Source organism: Leptothoe spongobia TAU-MAC 1115, from assembly GCF_018739885.1.
GTDB lineage: Bacteria > Cyanobacteriota > Cyanobacteriia > Phormidesmidales > Phormidesmidaceae > Leptothoe > Leptothoe spongobia.
The window spans coordinates 133,455-151,539 of sequence record NZ_JADOES010000008.1; the positions used below are offsets into that span (position 1 = coordinate 133,455).

13 protein-coding genes are annotated in these 18,085 nt (G+C 49.2%); 8 read left to right on the plus strand and 5 right to left on the minus strand.

What is annotated here, in order from left to right; genetic code table 11:
* Window positions 1-3 precede the first annotated feature (3 nt).
* Window positions 4-2,016 carry a sensor histidine kinase gene (locus tag IXB50_RS06335; protein ID WP_215608100.1) on the minus strand — a complete coding sequence of 671 codons (2,013 nt, stop codon included), beginning with the start codon at window positions 2,014-2,016 and terminating at the stop codon, window positions 4-6.
* 318 nt (window positions 2,017-2,334) lie between these two features.
* On the opposite strand from IXB50_RS06335, the gene IXB50_RS06340 reads away from it, so the two are divergent.
* The 5 genes from IXB50_RS06340 to IXB50_RS06360 all read left to right on the plus strand — a co-directional run bounded on the left by IXB50_RS06340 (window position 2,335) and on the right by IXB50_RS06360 (window position 13,392).
* Window positions 2,335-3,651: a P-loop NTPase family protein gene (locus tag IXB50_RS06340; protein ID WP_215608101.1), complete on the plus strand. Its 1,317-nt coding sequence runs from the start codon at window positions 2,335-2,337 to the stop codon at window positions 3,649-3,651.
* Window positions 3,652-3,720: 69 nt separating this feature from the next.
* On the plus strand, window positions 3,721-8,559 hold the full coding sequence (locus IXB50_RS06345; protein WP_215608102.1) for an nSTAND1 domain-containing NTPase: 4,839 nt from the start codon (window positions 3,721-3,723) through the stop codon (window positions 8,557-8,559).
* Window positions 8,560-8,697: 138 nt separating this feature from the next.
* Entirely contained in the window at window positions 8,698-11,727 is a 3,030-nt protein-coding gene (locus IXB50_RS06350) for a glycerol-3-phosphate acyltransferase (RefSeq protein WP_246564148.1), read from the plus strand.
* 171 nt (window positions 11,728-11,898) lie between these two features.
* Window positions 11,899-12,744 carry an alpha/beta hydrolase gene (locus IXB50_RS06355; protein ID WP_215608103.1) on the plus strand — a complete coding sequence of 282 codons (846 nt, stop codon included), beginning with the start codon at window positions 11,899-11,901 and terminating at the stop codon, window positions 12,742-12,744.
* Window positions 12,745-12,759: 15 nt separating this feature from the next.
* The gene (locus IXB50_RS06360) at window positions 12,760-13,392 is read left to right on the plus strand and encodes a thiaminase II/PqqC family protein (RefSeq protein WP_215608104.1); all 633 of its coding nucleotides are present in this window, start codon (window positions 12,760-12,762) and stop codon (window positions 13,390-13,392) included.
* Window positions 13,393-13,459: 67 nt separating this feature from the next.
* On the opposite strand, the gene IXB50_RS06365 is transcribed toward IXB50_RS06360, so the two are convergent.
* The 4 genes from IXB50_RS06365 to IXB50_RS06380 all read right to left on the minus strand — a co-directional run bounded on the left by IXB50_RS06365 (window position 13,460) and on the right by IXB50_RS06380 (window position 15,217).
* Window positions 13,460-13,930 (minus strand): DUF2808 domain-containing protein, encoded by a 471-nt coding sequence (locus IXB50_RS06365; protein WP_215608105.1) that lies wholly within the window; start codon window positions 13,928-13,930, stop codon window positions 13,460-13,462.
* A gap of 396 nt (window positions 13,931-14,326) precedes the next feature.
* A complete protein-coding gene (locus IXB50_RS06370) occupies window positions 14,327-14,668 on the minus strand; it encodes a XisI protein (RefSeq protein WP_215608106.1) in 342 nt (113 codons plus the stop codon).
* A gap of 19 nt (window positions 14,669-14,687) precedes the next feature.
* The gene (locus IXB50_RS06375; protein ID WP_215608107.1) at window positions 14,688-14,993 is read right to left on the minus strand and encodes a type II toxin-antitoxin system VapC family toxin; all 306 of its coding nucleotides are present in this window, start codon (window positions 14,991-14,993) and stop codon (window positions 14,688-14,690) included.
* Window positions 14,990-15,217: a type II toxin-antitoxin system Phd/YefM family antitoxin gene (locus IXB50_RS06380; RefSeq protein WP_215608108.1), complete on the minus strand. Its 228-nt coding sequence runs from the start codon at window positions 15,215-15,217 to the stop codon at window positions 14,990-14,992. The genes IXB50_RS06375 and IXB50_RS06380 overlap by 4 nt, the downstream gene beginning before the upstream one ends.
* A 292-nt stretch (window positions 15,218-15,509) precedes the next feature.
* On the opposite strand from IXB50_RS06380, the gene IXB50_RS06385 reads away from it, so the two are divergent.
* The 3 genes from IXB50_RS06385 to IXB50_RS06395 all read left to right on the plus strand — a co-directional run bounded on the left by IXB50_RS06385 (window position 15,510) and on the right by IXB50_RS06395 (window position 18,014).
* Complete coding sequence (locus tag IXB50_RS06385; RefSeq protein WP_215608109.1) at window positions 15,510-16,700, plus strand: class I SAM-dependent methyltransferase; 1,191 nt, start codon at window positions 15,510-15,512, stop codon at window positions 16,698-16,700.
* 168 nt (window positions 16,701-16,868) lie between these two features.
* Entirely contained in the window at window positions 16,869-17,852 is a 984-nt protein-coding gene (locus IXB50_RS06390; protein WP_215608110.1) for a coiled-coil domain-containing protein, read from the plus strand.
* 18 nt (window positions 17,853-17,870) lie between these two features.
* A complete protein-coding gene (locus tag IXB50_RS06395) occupies window positions 17,871-18,014 on the plus strand; it encodes a hypothetical protein (protein ID WP_215608111.1) in 144 nt (47 codons plus the stop codon).
* The last annotated feature ends 71 nt before the right edge of the window (window positions 18,015-18,085 follow it).

Genomic DNA, 18,085 nt, shown 5'->3' on the forward strand with positions numbered 1-18,085 from the left:
AAACTAGCGACTTGATCCGGGGATAGGTAATTCGATCACGAAGATACTTCCTTGTGGGGAATTAGGGCGGAAGGTAAGGCGACCGTTATGTTGCTGAATGTATTGATAGGACACAGCTAATCCTAAGCCAGTTCCTGCCCCTACTGGCTTGGTGGTAAAAAATGGATCAAAAACTTTCTCTTGGATAGAGTGAGGAATCCCAAAACCCGTATCTTGAATTGAGATTGTTATCCAATTTTCTTTCTGGGTACGGGTATGAATGAAGATTTGTTTTGAGGCCTCCTTATTCAGAAGATTGACAGCCTCAATGGCGTTGAGCAAAACCTGCATAAACACCTGATTGATCGCGCTAGGTTCACAAACAACTAAGGGGCAATCGCCATAGTCTGTGATGATCTCAATATCATTACCAATGCGCGATCTTAAAATTAGTAGCGTGTTATCGAGACTCTTATTTAAATCGGTCGGTTTAGTGCCTTGTTCATTAGTAGAAGCAAAGGATTGTAGGCTACGAACAATAGTTTTGATGCGCTCTGTCCCCTTGGTCATAGACTGAAATATTTGAGGCATATCTGCTTGGATATAGTCCAGGTCAATATCTTGACTTTTAAGGGAAGAGTCTGACGATGCAACTAAAATTTGTTGTTGTTGCTGTTTGATAAGATCGAGCAGATCTTGTCCATAGCCTTGCAAAATATCAATATTGCCAGTGATAAAGGTTAATGGATTATTGAATTCATGGGCAATGCCTCCGACTAACTGTCCAAGGCTTGAGAGTTTTTCGGTTTGGATCAGCTGGGCTTGGGTTTGTTTAAGTTCTTGTAATGTCTGACTAAGAGCATTAGTGCGTTCTTCGACGCGATATTCCAGGGTAATTTCAGCTTGCTTTTGGCGACGAATCGCATCAACCAACACCAAAATAGTGATTGCACCCAGAATAAAGATGGGCAGGACATACCATATTAACTGACGATGTTGTTCGTAAAATGATTGTTTTTGGTTAATCAGAATGCTGGTAGGCGGGAGATCATTGTGGTTAATATTAAAACGTTTTAGTTCGTAAGCATCAAAAATCCATTGAGTTTTAGCGTTGATGATGGGGGGGACTTGGTCAACTGGTGTACCCTCTAAAATCTTTTCAACCAGTTCAACAGCTTGTTTGGCATGGTAGCTACCTTCAAGCACTTTGCCACCCACAACACCATGGCCTAAATCACTACTGCTAACTGTATAAAGAGGGTTTTTTAACTGCGATCTCAACAACTGCATCGTTTCCTCAAAAGGCAACAATGCCTCATTCCCATCCCCTGAACGTAGTTGTCCTCGTACAAATACAGGCCAACTACTCGGATACTTCTCCAACGTTTGGCCAATAGTAGTCGGCGTTAAATCTTTCACTACTGTAATATCAGGTAGCGTTTCAGCAGCATCAACTTGAATCTGCCTGAGACGCTTAAGATTGGCCGTACCTGTTTCTGTAGAATCGATCAGGAAAATCATGTTATCGGATTGGGTTTGGCGTTTTGCCTCCAATATCGTCTCTCGATAACTATGGGTCTCAAATACCCCAGTCAACCAGGGAATCGTCAATAACTCGTTTCGAACATGATTAATACCCATAAAAACAACTGGTAAATCTGGAAAATACTGATTACGAGTTGCCAGAACCATATTCAATCCTGGATCGTCTGCCACTATTAATACTTGCAGCTCTGTATCCTGATACTTTGTGTGGAGATAGTTTAAAAACGCTTTACGATGCTCTAAATTTGGATAACGTTTCGCATCTAAGAACTCGTGGTAAACCGTGGTCAGATGATGGCTAGATCGAAATCCTTCGTCGATCCCTTTTTTTCCCTCTGCTGTCCAGGAAAGTTCGGGATTGTAAGAATGAATGACTAGGATATTCGAATTGTTTGAGTCAGGTGCTTGGGCAATGACGGGTGTGGCAAAACCTACCAGCAGGAATAATAAACAATAGATTATTTTTTTGTTTATTATTCCTGTAAATGCCATAGGTCATCTTGAGCAGCATCCATCATCATAGTTATCTCGGCTTTATTTCAAGCTCTTTCCCAATGTGCCCAAATCGTCCTCACATCAAACTAATTAAGAGTGAAGGAGCCTAGTGCCCAACCTATAAGCTAAAACCATTAACACTGCAGGTATTGATAAATCAATCGGAGGTTGAGATGTGTCAGCCGGCTCAAATGTTAGACACAAATTCTGTGCTATTGCAAGAGTTTCATAAATACTGCGTGACAGCTATCCGCAAATTGGCTCATTTCTATAAAAATTCGTCTAGGATGACGGATGTTGTGATGTGCCTTACACATGGCTTTAGACCTGCCTCGCTTCTATCGTGCTGCAAATCCTAGTCGCCCCTTACGATTGGTGCAAGCTGAGGATCGGCAATATTACATTGACTTTTCGTCAGTGCGGGGTGGGGATATCGTACGGGAGTTGGAGCGTACAATTGCCCTGCTGTCACCGGATGAGGCGACGACTCAGCTGTTTACTGGCAATATTGGCTGTGGTAAATCGACAGAGCTGCTGCGGTTAAAGGCGCAGTTGGAACAGCAGGGATTTCATGTGGTGTATTTTGAGTCGGACCGCGACTTGGAAATGGCTGATGTGGATATTAGCGATATTCTGCTGATGATTGCCCATCAGGTGGTGGAGAGTTTGGAGAATGATGGTATTAAGCTAAAGCCGTCGGCCCTGGTTAGCTTGTTTCGAAACCTGGCGGAAACACTACAAACACCGATGGAAATTGCGGATGTTAGTTTTTCGGTGGGGATAGCGGCTTTGACCGCTCGGGCTAAGGAGAGTCCCGAGATGCGTAGTCGCATGCGTCAGTATTTGGAACCGCGTACTAAAAATATTATTGATGCGATTAATGAGGAATTGTTGGAGGTTGCGATCGCAAACCTCCGTTCCCAAGGTAAAAAAGGGCTTGTTGTCATCGTCGATAACCTCGACCGGATTGACCCCGTAGAGAGAGCTAACGGTCGCACCCAGTCTGAATATCTATTTATTGATCGAGGAGAACAGCTTAAACGATTAAATTGTCACGTGGTCTATACCATCCCCCTGGCCCTAGTCTTTTCCGATGATTTACCCCGGTTATCTAACCGCTTTGGCGTCTCCCCCAAAGTCTTACCGATGGTACCGGTCACCCAGCGTGACAGCACCACCTTTCAACCCGGTTTGGCTCTACTACAGCAGATGGTACTCGCTCGCGCCTTTCCCAATAAAAACTACAATGAGCGCATTGATCGCATTAGTGATGCCTTTGAATCCATTGATGTGCTCAACCGTCTGTGTCAGCTGAGTGGGGGGCATATGCGTAACCTAATGCGATTGCTGTATGGCTGTTTGCAAAAGGGTGATCCGCCGATCAAATCGACTATTCTCGAAGCTGTGATTCGAGATGAACGAGATGCCCTCATGGCCTTGATTGATGAAAGCGAATGGCAGCTTATGTTTAAGGCAGTCAGTAACCCCGATACCCAAGGTAACGAAGCCTATAGCCTGCTACTGCGGAGTCTATTTCTCTATGAATATCGTGATCATGGTGGTCGCTGGTTTGATCTGAATCCGGTCCTAAAAGAAACCAATCGTTTTAAACATTGGCTCGCTGAGCATTAAATCCCTGGATTCCTCCCGGAAAGCCCCTACCCATTGCCCATTAGTCGGTGGGCCTGCCCACTGCTCCCCATGTACCAGGCTGATCTTCCCGAAATTGTCAACCATAATCAGACAGCCCTGAACAACTTAAAGCGGGCGCTGACCCTTGGCCATGGACAATTTTCATTGATTTTGGTCCGGTGTAACTATCAACGGCTGACCCAGTTATTGCTTAGTGAGCTGGCGCAGCATCAGGAGTTTCATGTGGTTGAGCTGACGGCCTCTACACGGTCTTTGCCTGAGGCGCTGAGAGGGAGCCAATCGTCCCAGTCGCAACCTCCTGCTGCGGTTATGGTGACTGGCTTTGACCAAGTAGATGCTTTGGATGTCTTGTTTAAGGCGGCCAATGTGGGACGCAATGCCCTGCTGTCCAAATTTCCCTATCCGGTCGTGTTGTGGATGAATGACACGGCCCTACAAAATCTCACACTTGCTGCAGCGGATCTCAAAAGTTTTGCAGCGGTGCCCATTCAGATTGACTATCCGATCCAGCCACTGATCGAGGCGTTACACCGGGGAGCAGATGAGCTGTTTACTTATATTTTAGATAGCCCTGAGTCCTATTTTCTGGATTATTCGGTACCAGCGTTACCGAGTTTAAGTCACCATCTGAGGGTGTTGACTGAGCAGGAACTGCCATTTGCGATCGCAGATCTTAACCACCACGCCGTTCAGCTAGATGGAGCATTACAAGCGAGTCTCACCTTTCTCCAGGGGCGTAAAGATCACATCGATCGTCCCAAAGTGGCTAAGGAGCATTACGAACAGAGTCTAGACTACTGGCTACAGTCTGACAAAACAGTTGAAGATACCAAAGATCAACAAGCAGTCCTCTTACTGCACTTAGGCCTGTGGTGGCAAACCCATGCCGAAGCACAGCGTTCCACCTATCCTGCCTCTTGTCACCAGGCCCGTCACTTTTATGAACGGTTTATTGATGTACTCCGACAACAAAATCGTAGAGACCGTACAGGAACTTTTATCCATATTCTGGCCGCCACTCTCCAGAAAATGGAGGATTGGGAAGCCCTAACAAAGATTGCCAACGAGGGGATAGAGCTACACCAGGATGATTGGGTGCGTCTGGCACGGGACTATGCTTACCTGGCGGAAACCGCCCTGGCAGAAGAAAACTGGGTCAAGGCCCAAAATTTAGCGACAGCGGCTCTCAACTTATTAGCTCAAGCCGTCAAAAGTACTGAAGCATTAGGATCCACTATTTCTGATGCCGTCGATGCCCCACCACCCGTTGCATCAGTCTCTCCTCAGGCAGTGGTACTGGCGCTCCGATATGATCAGGGTCGATACTTTTTCCTGCGTGGTCTGGCCACACTCAGTCAGGGAGATGACAGCCTCTTTGACGAGGCTTTGCATGATTTAGAAAATGCTCGCCAGCGAACAAAACCTCGTCATGATTTCCCTTTGTACCGCAATATTCTAAGTAACCTGCAAGACTTGTATTTTTCCAAGCGTCTCTATCTAGATGCGTTTGCGGTCAAACAAGAGCAGCGACAGGTCGAGAACCTGATGGGACTGAGAGCCTTTATTGGAGCGAGTGCGATTCAACCCTATCGCTCCACATCTAGCAGCAGCGATATTTCACCGGTTGAGATGCGGGCCTCAGGACGACAGCGGGCGATTGAACATCTGGTAGGGCGACTGATGCAGCCTCGTCATACCTTGGTGATTATCCATGGAGAGTCCGGGGTCGGTAAGAGTTCGCTACTGAGCAGTGGTCTGGTCCCGGCCCTAGAGCAAGCAACATCTGAGGGGCGCACGACCTTACCCCTGCTCGTGCGTAACTACCTCAGCTGGGAAATTTCGATTCTGCAGGCATTGCAGCAGGTGACCTCATCTCAGCCCTCTGCCCCGCCTAATTTCAAAGTATCATTTCCAATCACGGCGGAGAGTTTACTGGCCCACCTGCGCCAACATGCTCAAGATCACTATCAACAGATCATCATCATCTTTGATCAGTTTGAAGAGTTTTTCTTTGAACGTCCTGGAATCGAGCAACGACGTTCTCTTTATTACTTCCTCCGAGACTGTCTAAATATCCCTTATCTCAAAGTAGTTTTAGCGTTACGCGATGACTATTTGCACTATTTACTTGAGTGGGAACGCCTGGCAGAACTTGATCTGGATATCTTAAGTCAAGACGTGCGTTACTACCTGGGGAACTTTAACCCTCAAGATTGTGAAGCCGTTATCCGACAGCTGACAGAAAAGGCTCAGTTTTATCTAGAAGAAGAGTTGATTGAGGTTCTAGTGGCTGATCTAACCGTCGACGACAACGAAGTGCGTCCCATTGAACTCCAGGTGGTTGGGGCCGAACTACAGCGAAACAATATAACCACACTGAGACGCTATAAACAATTGGGAGATGCCCCGATTCAAGCATTGGTACTCAATTTCCTCAACCGGGTAGTGCGCGATTGTGGTCCTGAGAACAGCACGCTAGCTCGTACCATTCTCTATCTGCTGAGTGATGAGAGTACAATCCGCCCCCTCAAAACCCGGAATGAATTAGAAGAATCGTTAGAGTCCCTGGGTACTTTAGTTGCGCCTGAAAGACTCAGCCTTGTTCTAGAAATTCTGTCAGAATCAGGCCTGCTGTTTGAGAATCCAGAGGTGGGAGGGAGCGTACGCTATCAACTAGCCCATGATTACCTGATCGATCTGGTTAAACAACAGGATATGCCAGGACTGATGACCGTGCTCCAGGCAGAACGACGGCGGCGAAAACAAACAGAAACCCAGCTGCGGGCAGCGCTCAAAGATCAGGAAATGGCCCTTGATCAGGCCAGAGAAGATCGCGATCGGGCCGAAACTGCCGAGATGCAAGCCCTGGCATCCGTCTCCCAGGCGCTATTACTCTCCCATGATGGATTAGGCGCACTCCTAGAAGCCCTCAAGGGAGCACAACAAAGTCGATTTACTCCGGTTGCATCCAGTTATTTGCAAAACCAGATTTTATTTCGGCTATGGCAGGCTCTGCATACTGTGAGAGAGAGAAACCGCATCCATGCCCATCAGGACTGGGTGTTGTCGGCCTGCTTTAGTCATGATGACCAGTATCTGGCCTCTAGCAGTGACGACGGTACAGTGCGGCTATGGAATGCCCATGGCAAATTGTTGCAGGTACTTACGGGGCATCAAGGGAGTGTGATCGATGTGGCCTTTAGCCATGACAGCCAGCTGATTGGTTCTGCTGGGGATGACTATACAGTGCGCCTTTGGGACTTGACAGGGCAATGTGTGCAGATTCTCACCGGTCATACCGGCTCCGTCAATAGTCTGGCCTTTAGCCCTACCCATAAACTGCTGGCATCGGCCAGTAATGACCATACGGTCAGGATATGGACCCACGATGGACAGTGGTTAAAGACGTTAGAAGGCCATTTGGACTGGGTGAGATCGGTGGCATTTAGTGCCGATGGTCAGCACCTGGTATCGGCTTCAGAAGATGGCACCCTCTGTCTCTGGAATGCAGAGGGCGAGCTACTGCAGGCGATGAGTAGTCATGCGGGCTGGGTGCTGCAGGCGGTGTTTAGCCCCGACGGTCAGCATATTGTCTCGGGTGGGGACGATCATCTGATTAAGCTGTGGAATTTGGATGGTGAACTGTTGCAATATTTTGAGGGACACCAAAACTGGGTGAGAGATTTATGTTTTAGCCCCGATGGCAGTCGTTTGATTTCTGCCAGCGACGATCAAAATATTCATATCTGGGATCTCCATGGTCGGCTGTTGGATACGCTGAAAGGCCATCGCGGCAGCATACTGAGCCTGGATATCAACTCTAAGGGCTCTCAGCTCATCTCAGCCAGTGATGATAATACGATTCGTCTATGGCAGCTAGAGTCCCGAGACGTGACTAAACTGGCGGGACATTATGGCATTGTTTGGGATGTGTGCTGGCGACCTGACAACACCCAATTGGTTTCGGCAGGGGCTGATCAGACCCTCAAAGTGTGGAGCTCCGGGGAGGATGGCAAGCATACACTGCTGCACACCATCCATGGACATAACAGCAGCATTTATAGCGTTGACTGGAGTCCTGATGGTCAGATGATTGCATCGGCCAGTGCGGATCACACGGTCAAGCTTTGGACTGTGGATGGCCAACCCTTGCATACGTTCCAGAGGCATCATAATGCGGTGTGGTCGGTGAAGTTTAGTCCTGATGGGACATATCTGGCTTCGGCGGGTAGCGATCGCAACATCCGTCTCTGGGACACCGACGGCAGTCCCTTAGGACAGCTGAGCGGTCACGCAGGCACCGTTTGGACCGTTGCCTTTAGTCCCGATGGCCGCTATCTAGTCTCAGGTAGCGAAGATGGCACCCTCCGCCGCTGGTCCCTTGCAGGGATTGAAACCGGTGATATCAACTTTGCCGATCACCCAGGCGATATTCTGTCAGGCCACACGGGTAGCGTCTGGGCCGTAGCGGTTTCACCTGATGGTGAGACCATCGCCTCCGCAGGCAGCGATAACACGGTGCGCCTTTGGCAAAATGGCAAACTGATACATACCCTCCGGGGGCACCACGACTGGGTCCGCAGCGTCTCATTTGGTCTCGACGGGAATGTGATCGCCTCTGCCAGCGATGACGGCACTATCCAATGCTGGCACATCTCAGGTCAGTTATTACACACACTAACGGGGCACCGAGGCATCATCTGGCAAGCATCCTTCGCCAGCTCTGGCAACCAGTTAGCATCCGCAGGAGCGGATGGCCAGGTGTGTCTATGGAATCTAAACATCGAACAGCTCATGCAGCAAGGCTGTCAATGGCTGGCCGATTACTTGGCCCATGGGGAGTTGAGTGAGTTGGATCGGTTGGTATGTGAGGATTTGTGGGTTTAAGAGGTACAGAATTCTGACTCCTGAATTCTGTAGGGCTTTGCCCTTCTCGCAGATTATTCTGCCCTTGGGAAAACGTTCCGCTTTAAGTTGATACCTCTTTTTCAATTAATTACTGATTGCTAAGGTTGAGCTTAAGGTTTGCCCTACCGCTACCCAGTCAATGGTCAGATAGAAATATTATCCAAATGTTTGACTAAGCAGTCCATGGCACAGGTGTGGGGCGCACTATTGATTTTTGTAGTTTGTCCCCTACTGGGAGGGGTGCCACTGACGGGATGGTGGGTACACCTGACGACAGGCAAACGACTATCGCAGGTAGGCACAGGCAATGTGGGGGTGTCGGCAGCGTTTTACCACGGTGGTACAGCGATCGGTCTGGGCGCTGTGTTTTTAGAGGCCTTTAAGGGGATTGGGGCGGTGCTGTTAGCCCGCTATTTCTTTCCAGTAGATCCGATTTGGCCAGTTGTAGCGCTCATGGCCCTGGTGATGGGGCGTTACTGGATCAGCCGAGGGGCAGGGGTGACGAATGTGAGCTGGGGTTTCTTAGCGTATGACCCGCTGGTGGCAGTGCTAGGTTGGCTCCTCAGTTTGGTCGCATTTACGGTGCTACGAGAGCAAAAACAAGGACGAATGTTTGCATTAGTATTATTGCCGGTGCTCACGGGCATAGTCCACAACGACGGTATGCGTTTAATGGCTGTTGCCTGTTTGATGGGATTGATTGGCTGGATTTATCAGAAGCTACCGGACGATTTGGAGCTGCCCTCCCAGGGTACGCGCACTGAATCCCGACGACTCTTTCGTTTTTTCCGAGGAGAATCAGCGTTGCAAGCATTGGATCAGGTATTGGATCCAGCAATCGTGGGCAATAAAGCCGCCACCCTTTCCCAGCTTAAAGCGTGGGGTTACCCAGTACCCATGGGCTATATCCTCCAAGCAGGGGATGATCCAGCCGCCTTATTAGGCCTGTGTCAACCTTCCCCCCAGCAGCCCCTGGTAGCACGCTCCTCAGCCGTTGGAGAAGATGGTCTGGGAGCCTCGGCAGCAGGGCAGTATGTATCGGTGACGGATGTGGTGAGTCAGGAGGAATTGGTCGGGGCTATTGCCACCTGTTTCCAAGCCTATAACCGTCCCAGTGCCGTTCGCTACCGTCAGGATCTAGGCCTCCCCGAAGCCGCCATGAATGTCCTGGTGCAGCAACAAATTACGGGCGTTATCTCCGGTGTTGCCTTTAGTCGCGATCCCATCGCCCGTTGTGGCCATAACGTCGTGATCGAGGCACTGCCCGGTGCCGCCAGTCAGGTCGTCTCCGGGCAGATCACACCTCGGCGATATCAGGTCACGATTACGCCAGAAGACCTGCAACCCGGCGACAATTGGCAATTATCCGACGCCGTCGATTTACCGATTGAACCCCATGGCGACAATCTGGACGTAGAGGCGGTCCATGGAACGCCTCTACAAATCCATCAACCCATTCCCGATCGCCTGATCCAACAAATCGCCTACCTAACCCGTCACCTGGAACGTCGGTTTGGCGATATTCCCCAAGACGTGGAATGGACCTATGACGGCAAACAGATTTGGGTGTTGCAAAGTCGTCCGATTACAACGTTGATCCCCCTCTGGACCCGAAAAATTGCAGCTGAGGTAATTCCTGGTGTCATTCGTCCCCTGACCTGGTCCATCAATCAGCCACTCACCTGTGGTGTTTGGGGAGAATTATTTACGATAGTTCTAGGCAAACGAGGAGCTGGTTTGGACTTTTCCCAAACAGCGATGCTGCACCGCTCCTATGCTTACTTCAATGCCACGCTGCTGGGAGACATTTTTCTGCGCATGGGGCTACCACCAGAGAGTTTGGAGTTTCTCACCCGTGGGGCCAAGTTTAGTCGTCCGCCTTTAGCGACGACAGTGCGTAACTTGCCAGGACTGATCAAGTTGGCCAGGCGCGAATGGAAATTAACCAAACATTTTTATCGAGATAATTGCGAGTATTTTCAGCCAGGGTTAGACGCTCTTCGCTTTCCTTATGAGTTATCTCCTGAGGAAATCAAGCAACAGATAGAAACTATCTTTACACTGCTAGAAAAGGCAACGTTCTACAATATCCTGGGTCCACTGAGCTTTGCGCTGCGTAAAGCAATACTCAAGGTGGATAGTACCCAGCTAAACTATCGTTCTAATCCTGAAATTGCAGCGATTGAATCCATCAAAGATATAGCCCGGTGGCAGTCGTTTCTCCTGACTCAGCTGGAAACTATTCCTGAGGACTATGAGGAACTATTTGAGGCTCTGGCTCAGCTGCCTGAGAGCGATCAGCTGTTTGAGCAGCTAGATGCATTTCTGACTACCTATGGTTATCTGGGCGAAGTGGCTACGGATATTTCAGTACCACGATGGCAAGAGCAGCCAGCCCCGGTCAAAGCGCTATTGGCCACGTTCTTAAAACAGCCACCTGTGACTACAGCCAACTCTGCTGATAGCTTGGCCAAGCAAGACTGGAAACAGCGTCAGGTCCAAACTCGACTGGACCTCAAGGGCGAGATTGCAGAAATTTACAATCGCCTATTGGCAGAACTCAGAATCTGTTTTTTGGCATTAGAACGTCACTACATTGGCGACAACAGTTTGCAGCAGGCAGGCGATATCTTCTTTCTCACCTGGCCTGAAGTCAAGCAATGGGGGGCATCTGCCGCGCTAGCCATACGCGATGGGCAAAGTACCGATAAAATTGAGATCCGCCGTCAACAGTATCAGGCGGATCATATCTGGAAACCGCCCCATTTGGTCTACGGCAAAGACCCCCTCGCTTTGTCTATAGTCCCTAGGACACCTCAACAAACTGGACGCTTCCTCAAAGGGATTGGTGCAAGTCCGGGCACTCTAGAAGGCGAAGTTCAAGTGCTTACCACATTGGACGCCACTGTGCCTATCCACCAAAACACTATTTTGGTGGTACCGTACACCGATGCGGGCTGGGCACCACTGCTGGCAAACTTAGGTGGCTTAATTGCTGAAGTGGGGGGACAACTTTCCCATGGGGCGATTGTGGCTCGGGAATATGGAATTCCAGCGGTAATGGATGTGGCCGATGCCACCCAACGATTACGCACGGGACAGCGAGTGCGTATTGATGGTCAGCAAGGCATCGTTGAAATCCTGTAAGTTGAAACTGGGGCCTTGCAACGGCTAGGAGGAGATCGTCTGAGATGTGCTATTGGATGGCAGTGATTATCCAAACTATTTCATCCGTATCCATTAGCAATGGCCTTTGAAGATATATAACATTTTGAAACGCTGTTCTTGAGTCGTCGTCCTTCCCTGTAACTCCCTGTTATGACTGTGATCCAAATGCCTCGGCTAGAAGATAGATTTAGTGGTGCTCAAGGGTTATCACTGTTTTACCAGGCATGGTATCCCCCCGGCATCGCTAAGGCAGTCATTGCCCTGGTGCATGGGTTTGGAGAACATTGCGATCGCTACTGCACGGTCACCAACGCCCTCACCCAGGCAGGGTATGCCATTTTTGGCTTTGATAACCAGGGACATGGCCGTTCCGAAGGGCAGCGGGGTCATATTAATCGCTGGCAGGACTACCGTGATAATGTCAGTGCCTTTCTAGCTAAAGTGCGGCACCATGAACCCCATTTACCGCTATTTGTCTTAGGCCATAGTCTGGGCGGGCTGATAGTTCTAGATTTTGCTCTGACCTCACCGCAAGGGTTAAGCGGCATCATCATCAGTGGTCCACCCATCCGCCCCGTGGGCATTGCCAAACCCTATCTAGTGGCCATTGCTCGACTATTATCAGGCATTTGGCCCCGATTTTCGATGGAGGTAGGCACGGGTGCAGAAAGTCTATCGCGCGATCCAGTGGTGTTGCAGCAAATTCAGAATGATCCGCTGAAGCATTCGATGGCAACGGTGCGGTGGGGAACAGAATGTTTGTTTGCGATCGCAACCGTCCGTCGCACTATTAGCCATCTCCAGGTGCCCATCCTGCTAGTCCACGGCAGCGCCGACAAAGTTAATGACGTCAGAGGCAGCAAAGAAATCTTCGAGTGCATCACCACCGATAAAACCCTCAAAATCTACCCCGGCAGCTACCACGAACCCCACAACGACCTCGATCGCAATCAAGTCATGAGCGATCTCGTTCAATGGTTAGACCACCATCTTTAACCCACACATTTCCCCATGCCCCTCACCTGTCAACAACTCCTCACCAAATACACCGCCCAGTGGCAAACCGCCACCGTCCATCCCTTCCTAGTCCAGTGCCAACAAGGCACCATCCAAACTCAACAATTCAACACCTGGCTGACCCAGGACTACCACTTCGTCGTCAACTTCACCCGGTTTGCCGCTAGCCTGATCCAATCCGCCCCGGTTGCCCACCTCGATCTCCTGCTGGGCGGCATCACTGCCCTCAAAGACGAACTCAATTGGTTTCAAGCCAAAGCCACCGAACGCCATTTAAGTCTAGACCAACCATTACAGCCCACCTGCCAAACCTATTGTGGATTTATGGCGGACCTTGCCCAGGAACCCTACCCAGTCAAAGCCACCGGATTTTGGGCCATCGAACTCGCCTATAACCAAGGTTGGCAAAGTCATAGCCCCATGCCCGCACCCTACACAGAGTTTGCTGACCGTTGGGGAAACGCTGCCTTTACCACCTATGTAGAGCTGCTCGCACAGCAGGCAAATAGCGCTCTCCAAAATGCAGACAAGGCTACACAAATTGAGGTTGAAAAAGCATTTCTCACGGTTGCTACCCTAGAAAAAGACTTCTGGCAAATGGCTTACGAGATTACACAGCCAGCGTGAGTCATAGCTGTGTAAAACGGTAAAAACCCCTGCCCAGGTCTAAGTTCCTGAGCAGGGGTTTTTCTAACTATCGGCTACCACCGCCAGGGGTACGGATAACGGCTGTACCGAGGGGGACTTCAGCGCCCAGGTTAGGATAGGTGCCGTAAACCCGGTAAGGCACGTCGATCCCGGCATTAATGGTGCCGCGTACGCGAGAGTTTTTCATGACGATACGGATAGTTTCGTCAGTGGGGATGGGTTCTGCAAAGGTGAGAGTGAATTCTTCAAAACCATAGTTGACAGAAGGTTCAACGGCTTTGTCACCGACGAAGATTTCGAGGCCATCGAGTTCATGGAAGGTGATGCATTGCACACGAACGCGTTGGAGAGGATCGCCTTCAACGGAGACTTCGAAGAAGTGATCCTGACCGCTGCGTAGGACGCCTGCGTCGGATACGGTAGCGGCTGTAAAGACTGCCTGAGCAGCAGGGGCCATTGCTACAACCGTTGATGTCATCGCCAGGGCTGCTAATCCATTGAGTAGTAATTTTTTCACGGGTTACTCCTTGCGGATTGAGGTTTTAGAACACACGTCGGTGTTGCTACGCAGAACAATAGCGGCTCTGTTCAGCAGATTTTTGAGTAAGTGATGAGAAGTGGGTGAATGGTTTAGAAGGATTGACTGATAGACGTTTGGGAAATTTTGGGATGAGTATTATGGGAGATTCAAGCAGTTTTCATGTCAGTGATTAGGAAAGGTGGTTCAGTCTCTTGGCAAAAAAGAGTATGCAAGAAGAAATATGAAAGTAAGTGTCTCACCGATATCCTTCGACTCAGTTCAGGAGACGAGAGTTAGGAAAGCTTGTTTCAACATGTCGAAACAGTCCTCAAAGTTTTTGGAGAAGACTCTCTCAATTTTCGATAGGGACTTATACCCCTGCCATCCAAAGTTCTAAGCTACTGCAAATTCTGTTAGTACTCGCTTACTCGGATGTTGAAACCCCAAAACAATATCCTCAGCTGGAATACCAGCCTCCAACAGCTCATTAGCAATTCCCTGCTTAGTCCAATCCTCCTCAATCCATACCTTATCCTGCTCAATACGCAGATAAACCGTCACACCAAAATCCCGCATCTTTTCCTGCCAGCCCACATGAAACCAGAGATACTGGTCCCGAGTTTCATCCAAGGACAAACACTGCTCTATGCCTGGCTGATTTTCGCCCGCAGCCCACTGTTGATACTCAGTTAAGACTTTCTGAATGATGTACCGATAATTTTTAAGTTTATCCATCACAGAGTTAAACGATAAACTACCACTGACGAGTCACCCCATAATCATCAAACTTCTTATCTGCACTGATGATTTCAATGTTTTCTATAGTTGTTTGAGCTATCAAAAGCCGATCAAATGGATCACGATGATGAAAAGGTAATGTAGCGATTACCTTCAAATGATCCAACGTTATGGGCAGTATCTCAATGCTGTTGCATTCAATTTGCTGTGGACTGAAAAGCAAGTCCACATCTGACTCCATCAGAGTCGCTGCATGATCACTTAAGTTTGGGCTGTCATTGATAAACCACAAAAATGCATGAGTATCCACGAGTATTTTCATATGATGTACTCTTCAAAATCGTTGAGAGGATCATCAAAGTACAGATCCATCAGGATTTGACCTTTCGCACTGCCGCGCTGTCGTCGTTTTCGTGGTAATGCCATGGGAATCAATTTGAGAATAGGCTGCTGATCGCGAGTAATGATAATTTCCTCACCCTGCAACGCAGACTGAAACAATTGCGTAATCTCGACTTCAGCCTTATTAATGTCTACTTTCTGCATCACCTAACCTCACAGAGTTCCATGTCTAGAGTAGCGCTGACATAAGAGCAATGCTCTTTAGTAGCATCGCCACTAAAATATGACACAAATTTAGAAACATGAAATCACGTTGATGGCTGGAAGCGATAAAGGCTTTCAAAAAAATAATCTAATTTGCACCCCTCCCAATAAGTTCCATCCTGGGTTGACAATCAGGGTGGAACTTTTTCTTGTAAGAAATACGTGCCATTTATCAATGACACCATTGCTCTCTAGAATATGAGAGCTAACAGCGCTGGTCATTTTTTCCCTCATGTCCCAACCCTCCCACCTCGTCAGCAGCATCATCGATCACATCCAATCCACCCCCGGCCAACGCATCCCCTTCGCATCCTACATGGACCTGGCCCTCTACCATCCAGACCACGGCTACTACACCACCAAATCCTCCATCCTCGGCCCCAGCGGCGACTTCATCACCTCCCCCCACCTGAGCCACGACTTCGGTGAACTCCTAGCCATCCAATTCGCCGACATGTGGCAGAGTCTAGGACAGCCCTCCCCATTTCATATAGTCGAAATGGGCGCAGGCCAAGGACTAATCGCCGCTGATGTACTCGGCTATCTGCAGCAGAACCATCCCGATTGCTATACAGCCCTTGACTACACCATTATCGAAAAATCCTCTGCATTACGTGCCCAACAAAAACAACACCTCACCCATCAAAAAGTAATCTGGACTACCCTAGCAGACTTATCCCCCATCACCGGCTGTTTCTTCTCCAATGAACTAGTTGACGCCTTCCCCGTCCACATTATCGAAAAGCACAACAACCAACTCCAAGAAATCTACGTCACCACCCAAGACAATACCCTCCAAGAAACCCTCGGCCCTCTCTCCACCGGCAAACTAACCCAATACTTTGACCTAGTCGGCATCGATCTCCTCACCGACACCTACCCCAACGGCTACCGCACCGAAGTCAACCTCGCCGCCCTCGACTGGCTCGACACCGTAGCAACCCGCATCGACCGAGGCTTTCTCCTCACCATCGACTATGGCCATATCGCCCAACGCTACTACAGCCCCGCCCGTCACAAAGGCACCCTCAAGTGCTACCATCAGCACCGCCACCACGATAATCCCTACACCAACATCGGCCAACAAGACCTCACCGCCCACATCGACTTTACGGCCCTCCAAGCCCAAGGCGAAAAAGCTGGACTCACCACCCTCGGCTATACCCAGCAAGGCCTCTTCCTCATGGCCCTCGGCCTCGGTGACCGAGTCGCCCACATCACCCAAACCATCCCCCCTGGTCCTGACGGTTTTAATCAGCTCATCCAACGCCGCGCCGCCCTCCACCAACTCATGGACATGAGCCCCATGGGCCTAGGCACCTTCGGAGTCCTAGTTCAAGAAAAAGGACTAGAAAACAGTGTTTCTCTAACGGGACTAACCACACCTCCGATGGAGCAAGCCATTAATAAGTTCCAAAAATAGATGTTGGAGAGACGTTCCATGGAACGTCTGTACATCCAGAATTTGGAAATTAATTGATTTTGATTCCGATGATATAGAAATAGGATTAAGTTTAGTCAGGGTCTGCGGTTGCACGATACCCATCGGTGCAAGAATTACCCTATTGATGCGTTGGCTGGAGTCATCGTGATGGTTGCATCACAGGATAGCAAAGAACAGGTTTTCGCTAACTTCCAAAAAATTCTCACAGAGCGAAAAAAGCTAGGCTCAAGAATTGCGACTAAAGAGGAGGAAGCTGCCGTTGCTAGAAACGAGCAGGTGCTGGAGATGGCCTCTGCCTACACAGTTGACGGCATTGTTAAAGGTCTGGCCGATCTACAACTAGAGTTTGGCAGCATTGTCAGCCAACTGTCAGAAAAATTAACTGCCGAATCCTTAAAGCTGGGAGAGTTGGACCAGGCCATTGAGGTCGAAACACGTCATCTCCAAACCCTGAAGCAAATTCGTGTGGTGGCCGACACCCTCCATCTACTGACCCAAGAACATCAGGATAAGCTCAGCACCCTGGAACAGCAAGAGGCCGAGCACCAAGCCACTCTTGAAAATGACATCGCTGAAACGCGATCGCACTGGGCCAAAGAGCAAACCGACTTTGAGCAGACCGTAGCAGAGCAGACCGAACGGTTAACCAAAGAACGAGAGCGACAAGAAGCAGACTATCGGTATGAACTAGAACGAAAACAAACCGTTGATGCCAACGAATTTGACGAAACCCGTCGCCAGCAAGAAAAAGAATTGCAGGATACTGAACAAGCCAACGAACGACAGTGGGCTGAGCGAGAGAGAATCCTAGAAGAGAATCAATCTCTCTTGGAGGACTATCAGCAGCAAGTGGATGTTTTCTCCACTGACCTCAACGAGCTAGTAGAAACAACGAGAGAAGATGCGGCCACTGCTGTGAGCCAGAATGCAGAGGTGCAAGCCGAGCTGCTAGAGAAGGAGTGGGAAGCCACCAAACAAGGTTATGAATTTACGATTCAATCCCTGGAACAAAAAATTCAAGAGCAAACGCAACAAATTGAAAACGTTAATACTCAATTACAAGAGGCGATGCAACAGTCCCATACGCTGACCATAAAAGCGTTTGAAAAATCCTCAACAGTTAAGTCTTAGGAAAAGAGAGGGTTCAGTATGACCGAAATACCAACCAATCGAAATACAAAAGCACAAATTCTAGACGCTTATAATGACTTGCTCAAAGAACGAAATAAGTTAGAAAAGCAGGTCAATAAGCTGCAGCAAGAGAAAACGACGAGTCCCACACCCGTGGTATAAATTCACTTCCTCCCCTAACCAATACTTTCTTGGAGTTGAGGAGGAGACGGTGGAGGCAGGCCTTTTCGACC

Excerpts from the sequence above, each read along its gene's own strand:
- IXB50_RS06335 (WP_215608100.1), bottom strand. The coding sequence starts at position 2,016 with ATGGCATTTACAGGAATAATAAACAAAAAAATAATCTATTGTTTATTA.
- IXB50_RS06340 (WP_215608101.1), top strand. The coding sequence starts at position 2,335 with ATGGCTTTAGACCTGCCTCGCTTCTATCGTGCTGCAAATCCTAGTCGC.
- IXB50_RS06385 (WP_215608109.1), top strand. The coding sequence starts at position 15,510 with ATGTCCCAACCCTCCCACCTCGTCAGCAGCATCATCGATCACATCCAA.
- IXB50_RS06390 (WP_215608110.1), top strand. The coding sequence starts at position 16,869 with ATGGTTGCATCACAGGATAGCAAAGAACAGGTTTTCGCTAACTTCCAA.
- IXB50_RS06395 (WP_215608111.1), top strand. The coding sequence starts at position 17,871 with ATGACCGAAATACCAACCAATCGAAATACAAAAGCACAAATTCTAGAC.
- IXB50_RS06380 (WP_215608108.1), bottom strand. The coding sequence starts at position 15,217 with ATGCAGAAAGTAGACATTAATAAGGCTGAAGTCGAGATTACGCAATTG.
- IXB50_RS06345 (WP_215608102.1), top strand. The coding sequence starts at position 3,721 with ATGTACCAGGCTGATCTTCCCGAAATTGTCAACCATAATCAGACAGCC.
- IXB50_RS06370 (WP_215608106.1), bottom strand. The coding sequence starts at position 14,668 with ATGGATAAACTTAAAAATTATCGGTACATCATTCAGAAAGTCTTAACT.
- IXB50_RS06360 (WP_215608104.1), top strand. The coding sequence starts at position 12,760 with ATGCCCCTCACCTGTCAACAACTCCTCACCAAATACACCGCCCAGTGG.
- IXB50_RS06375 (WP_215608107.1), bottom strand. The coding sequence starts at position 14,993 with ATGAAAATACTCGTGGATACTCATGCATTTTTGTGGTTTATCAATGAC.
- IXB50_RS06355 (WP_215608103.1), top strand. The coding sequence starts at position 11,899 with ATGACTGTGATCCAAATGCCTCGGCTAGAAGATAGATTTAGTGGTGCT.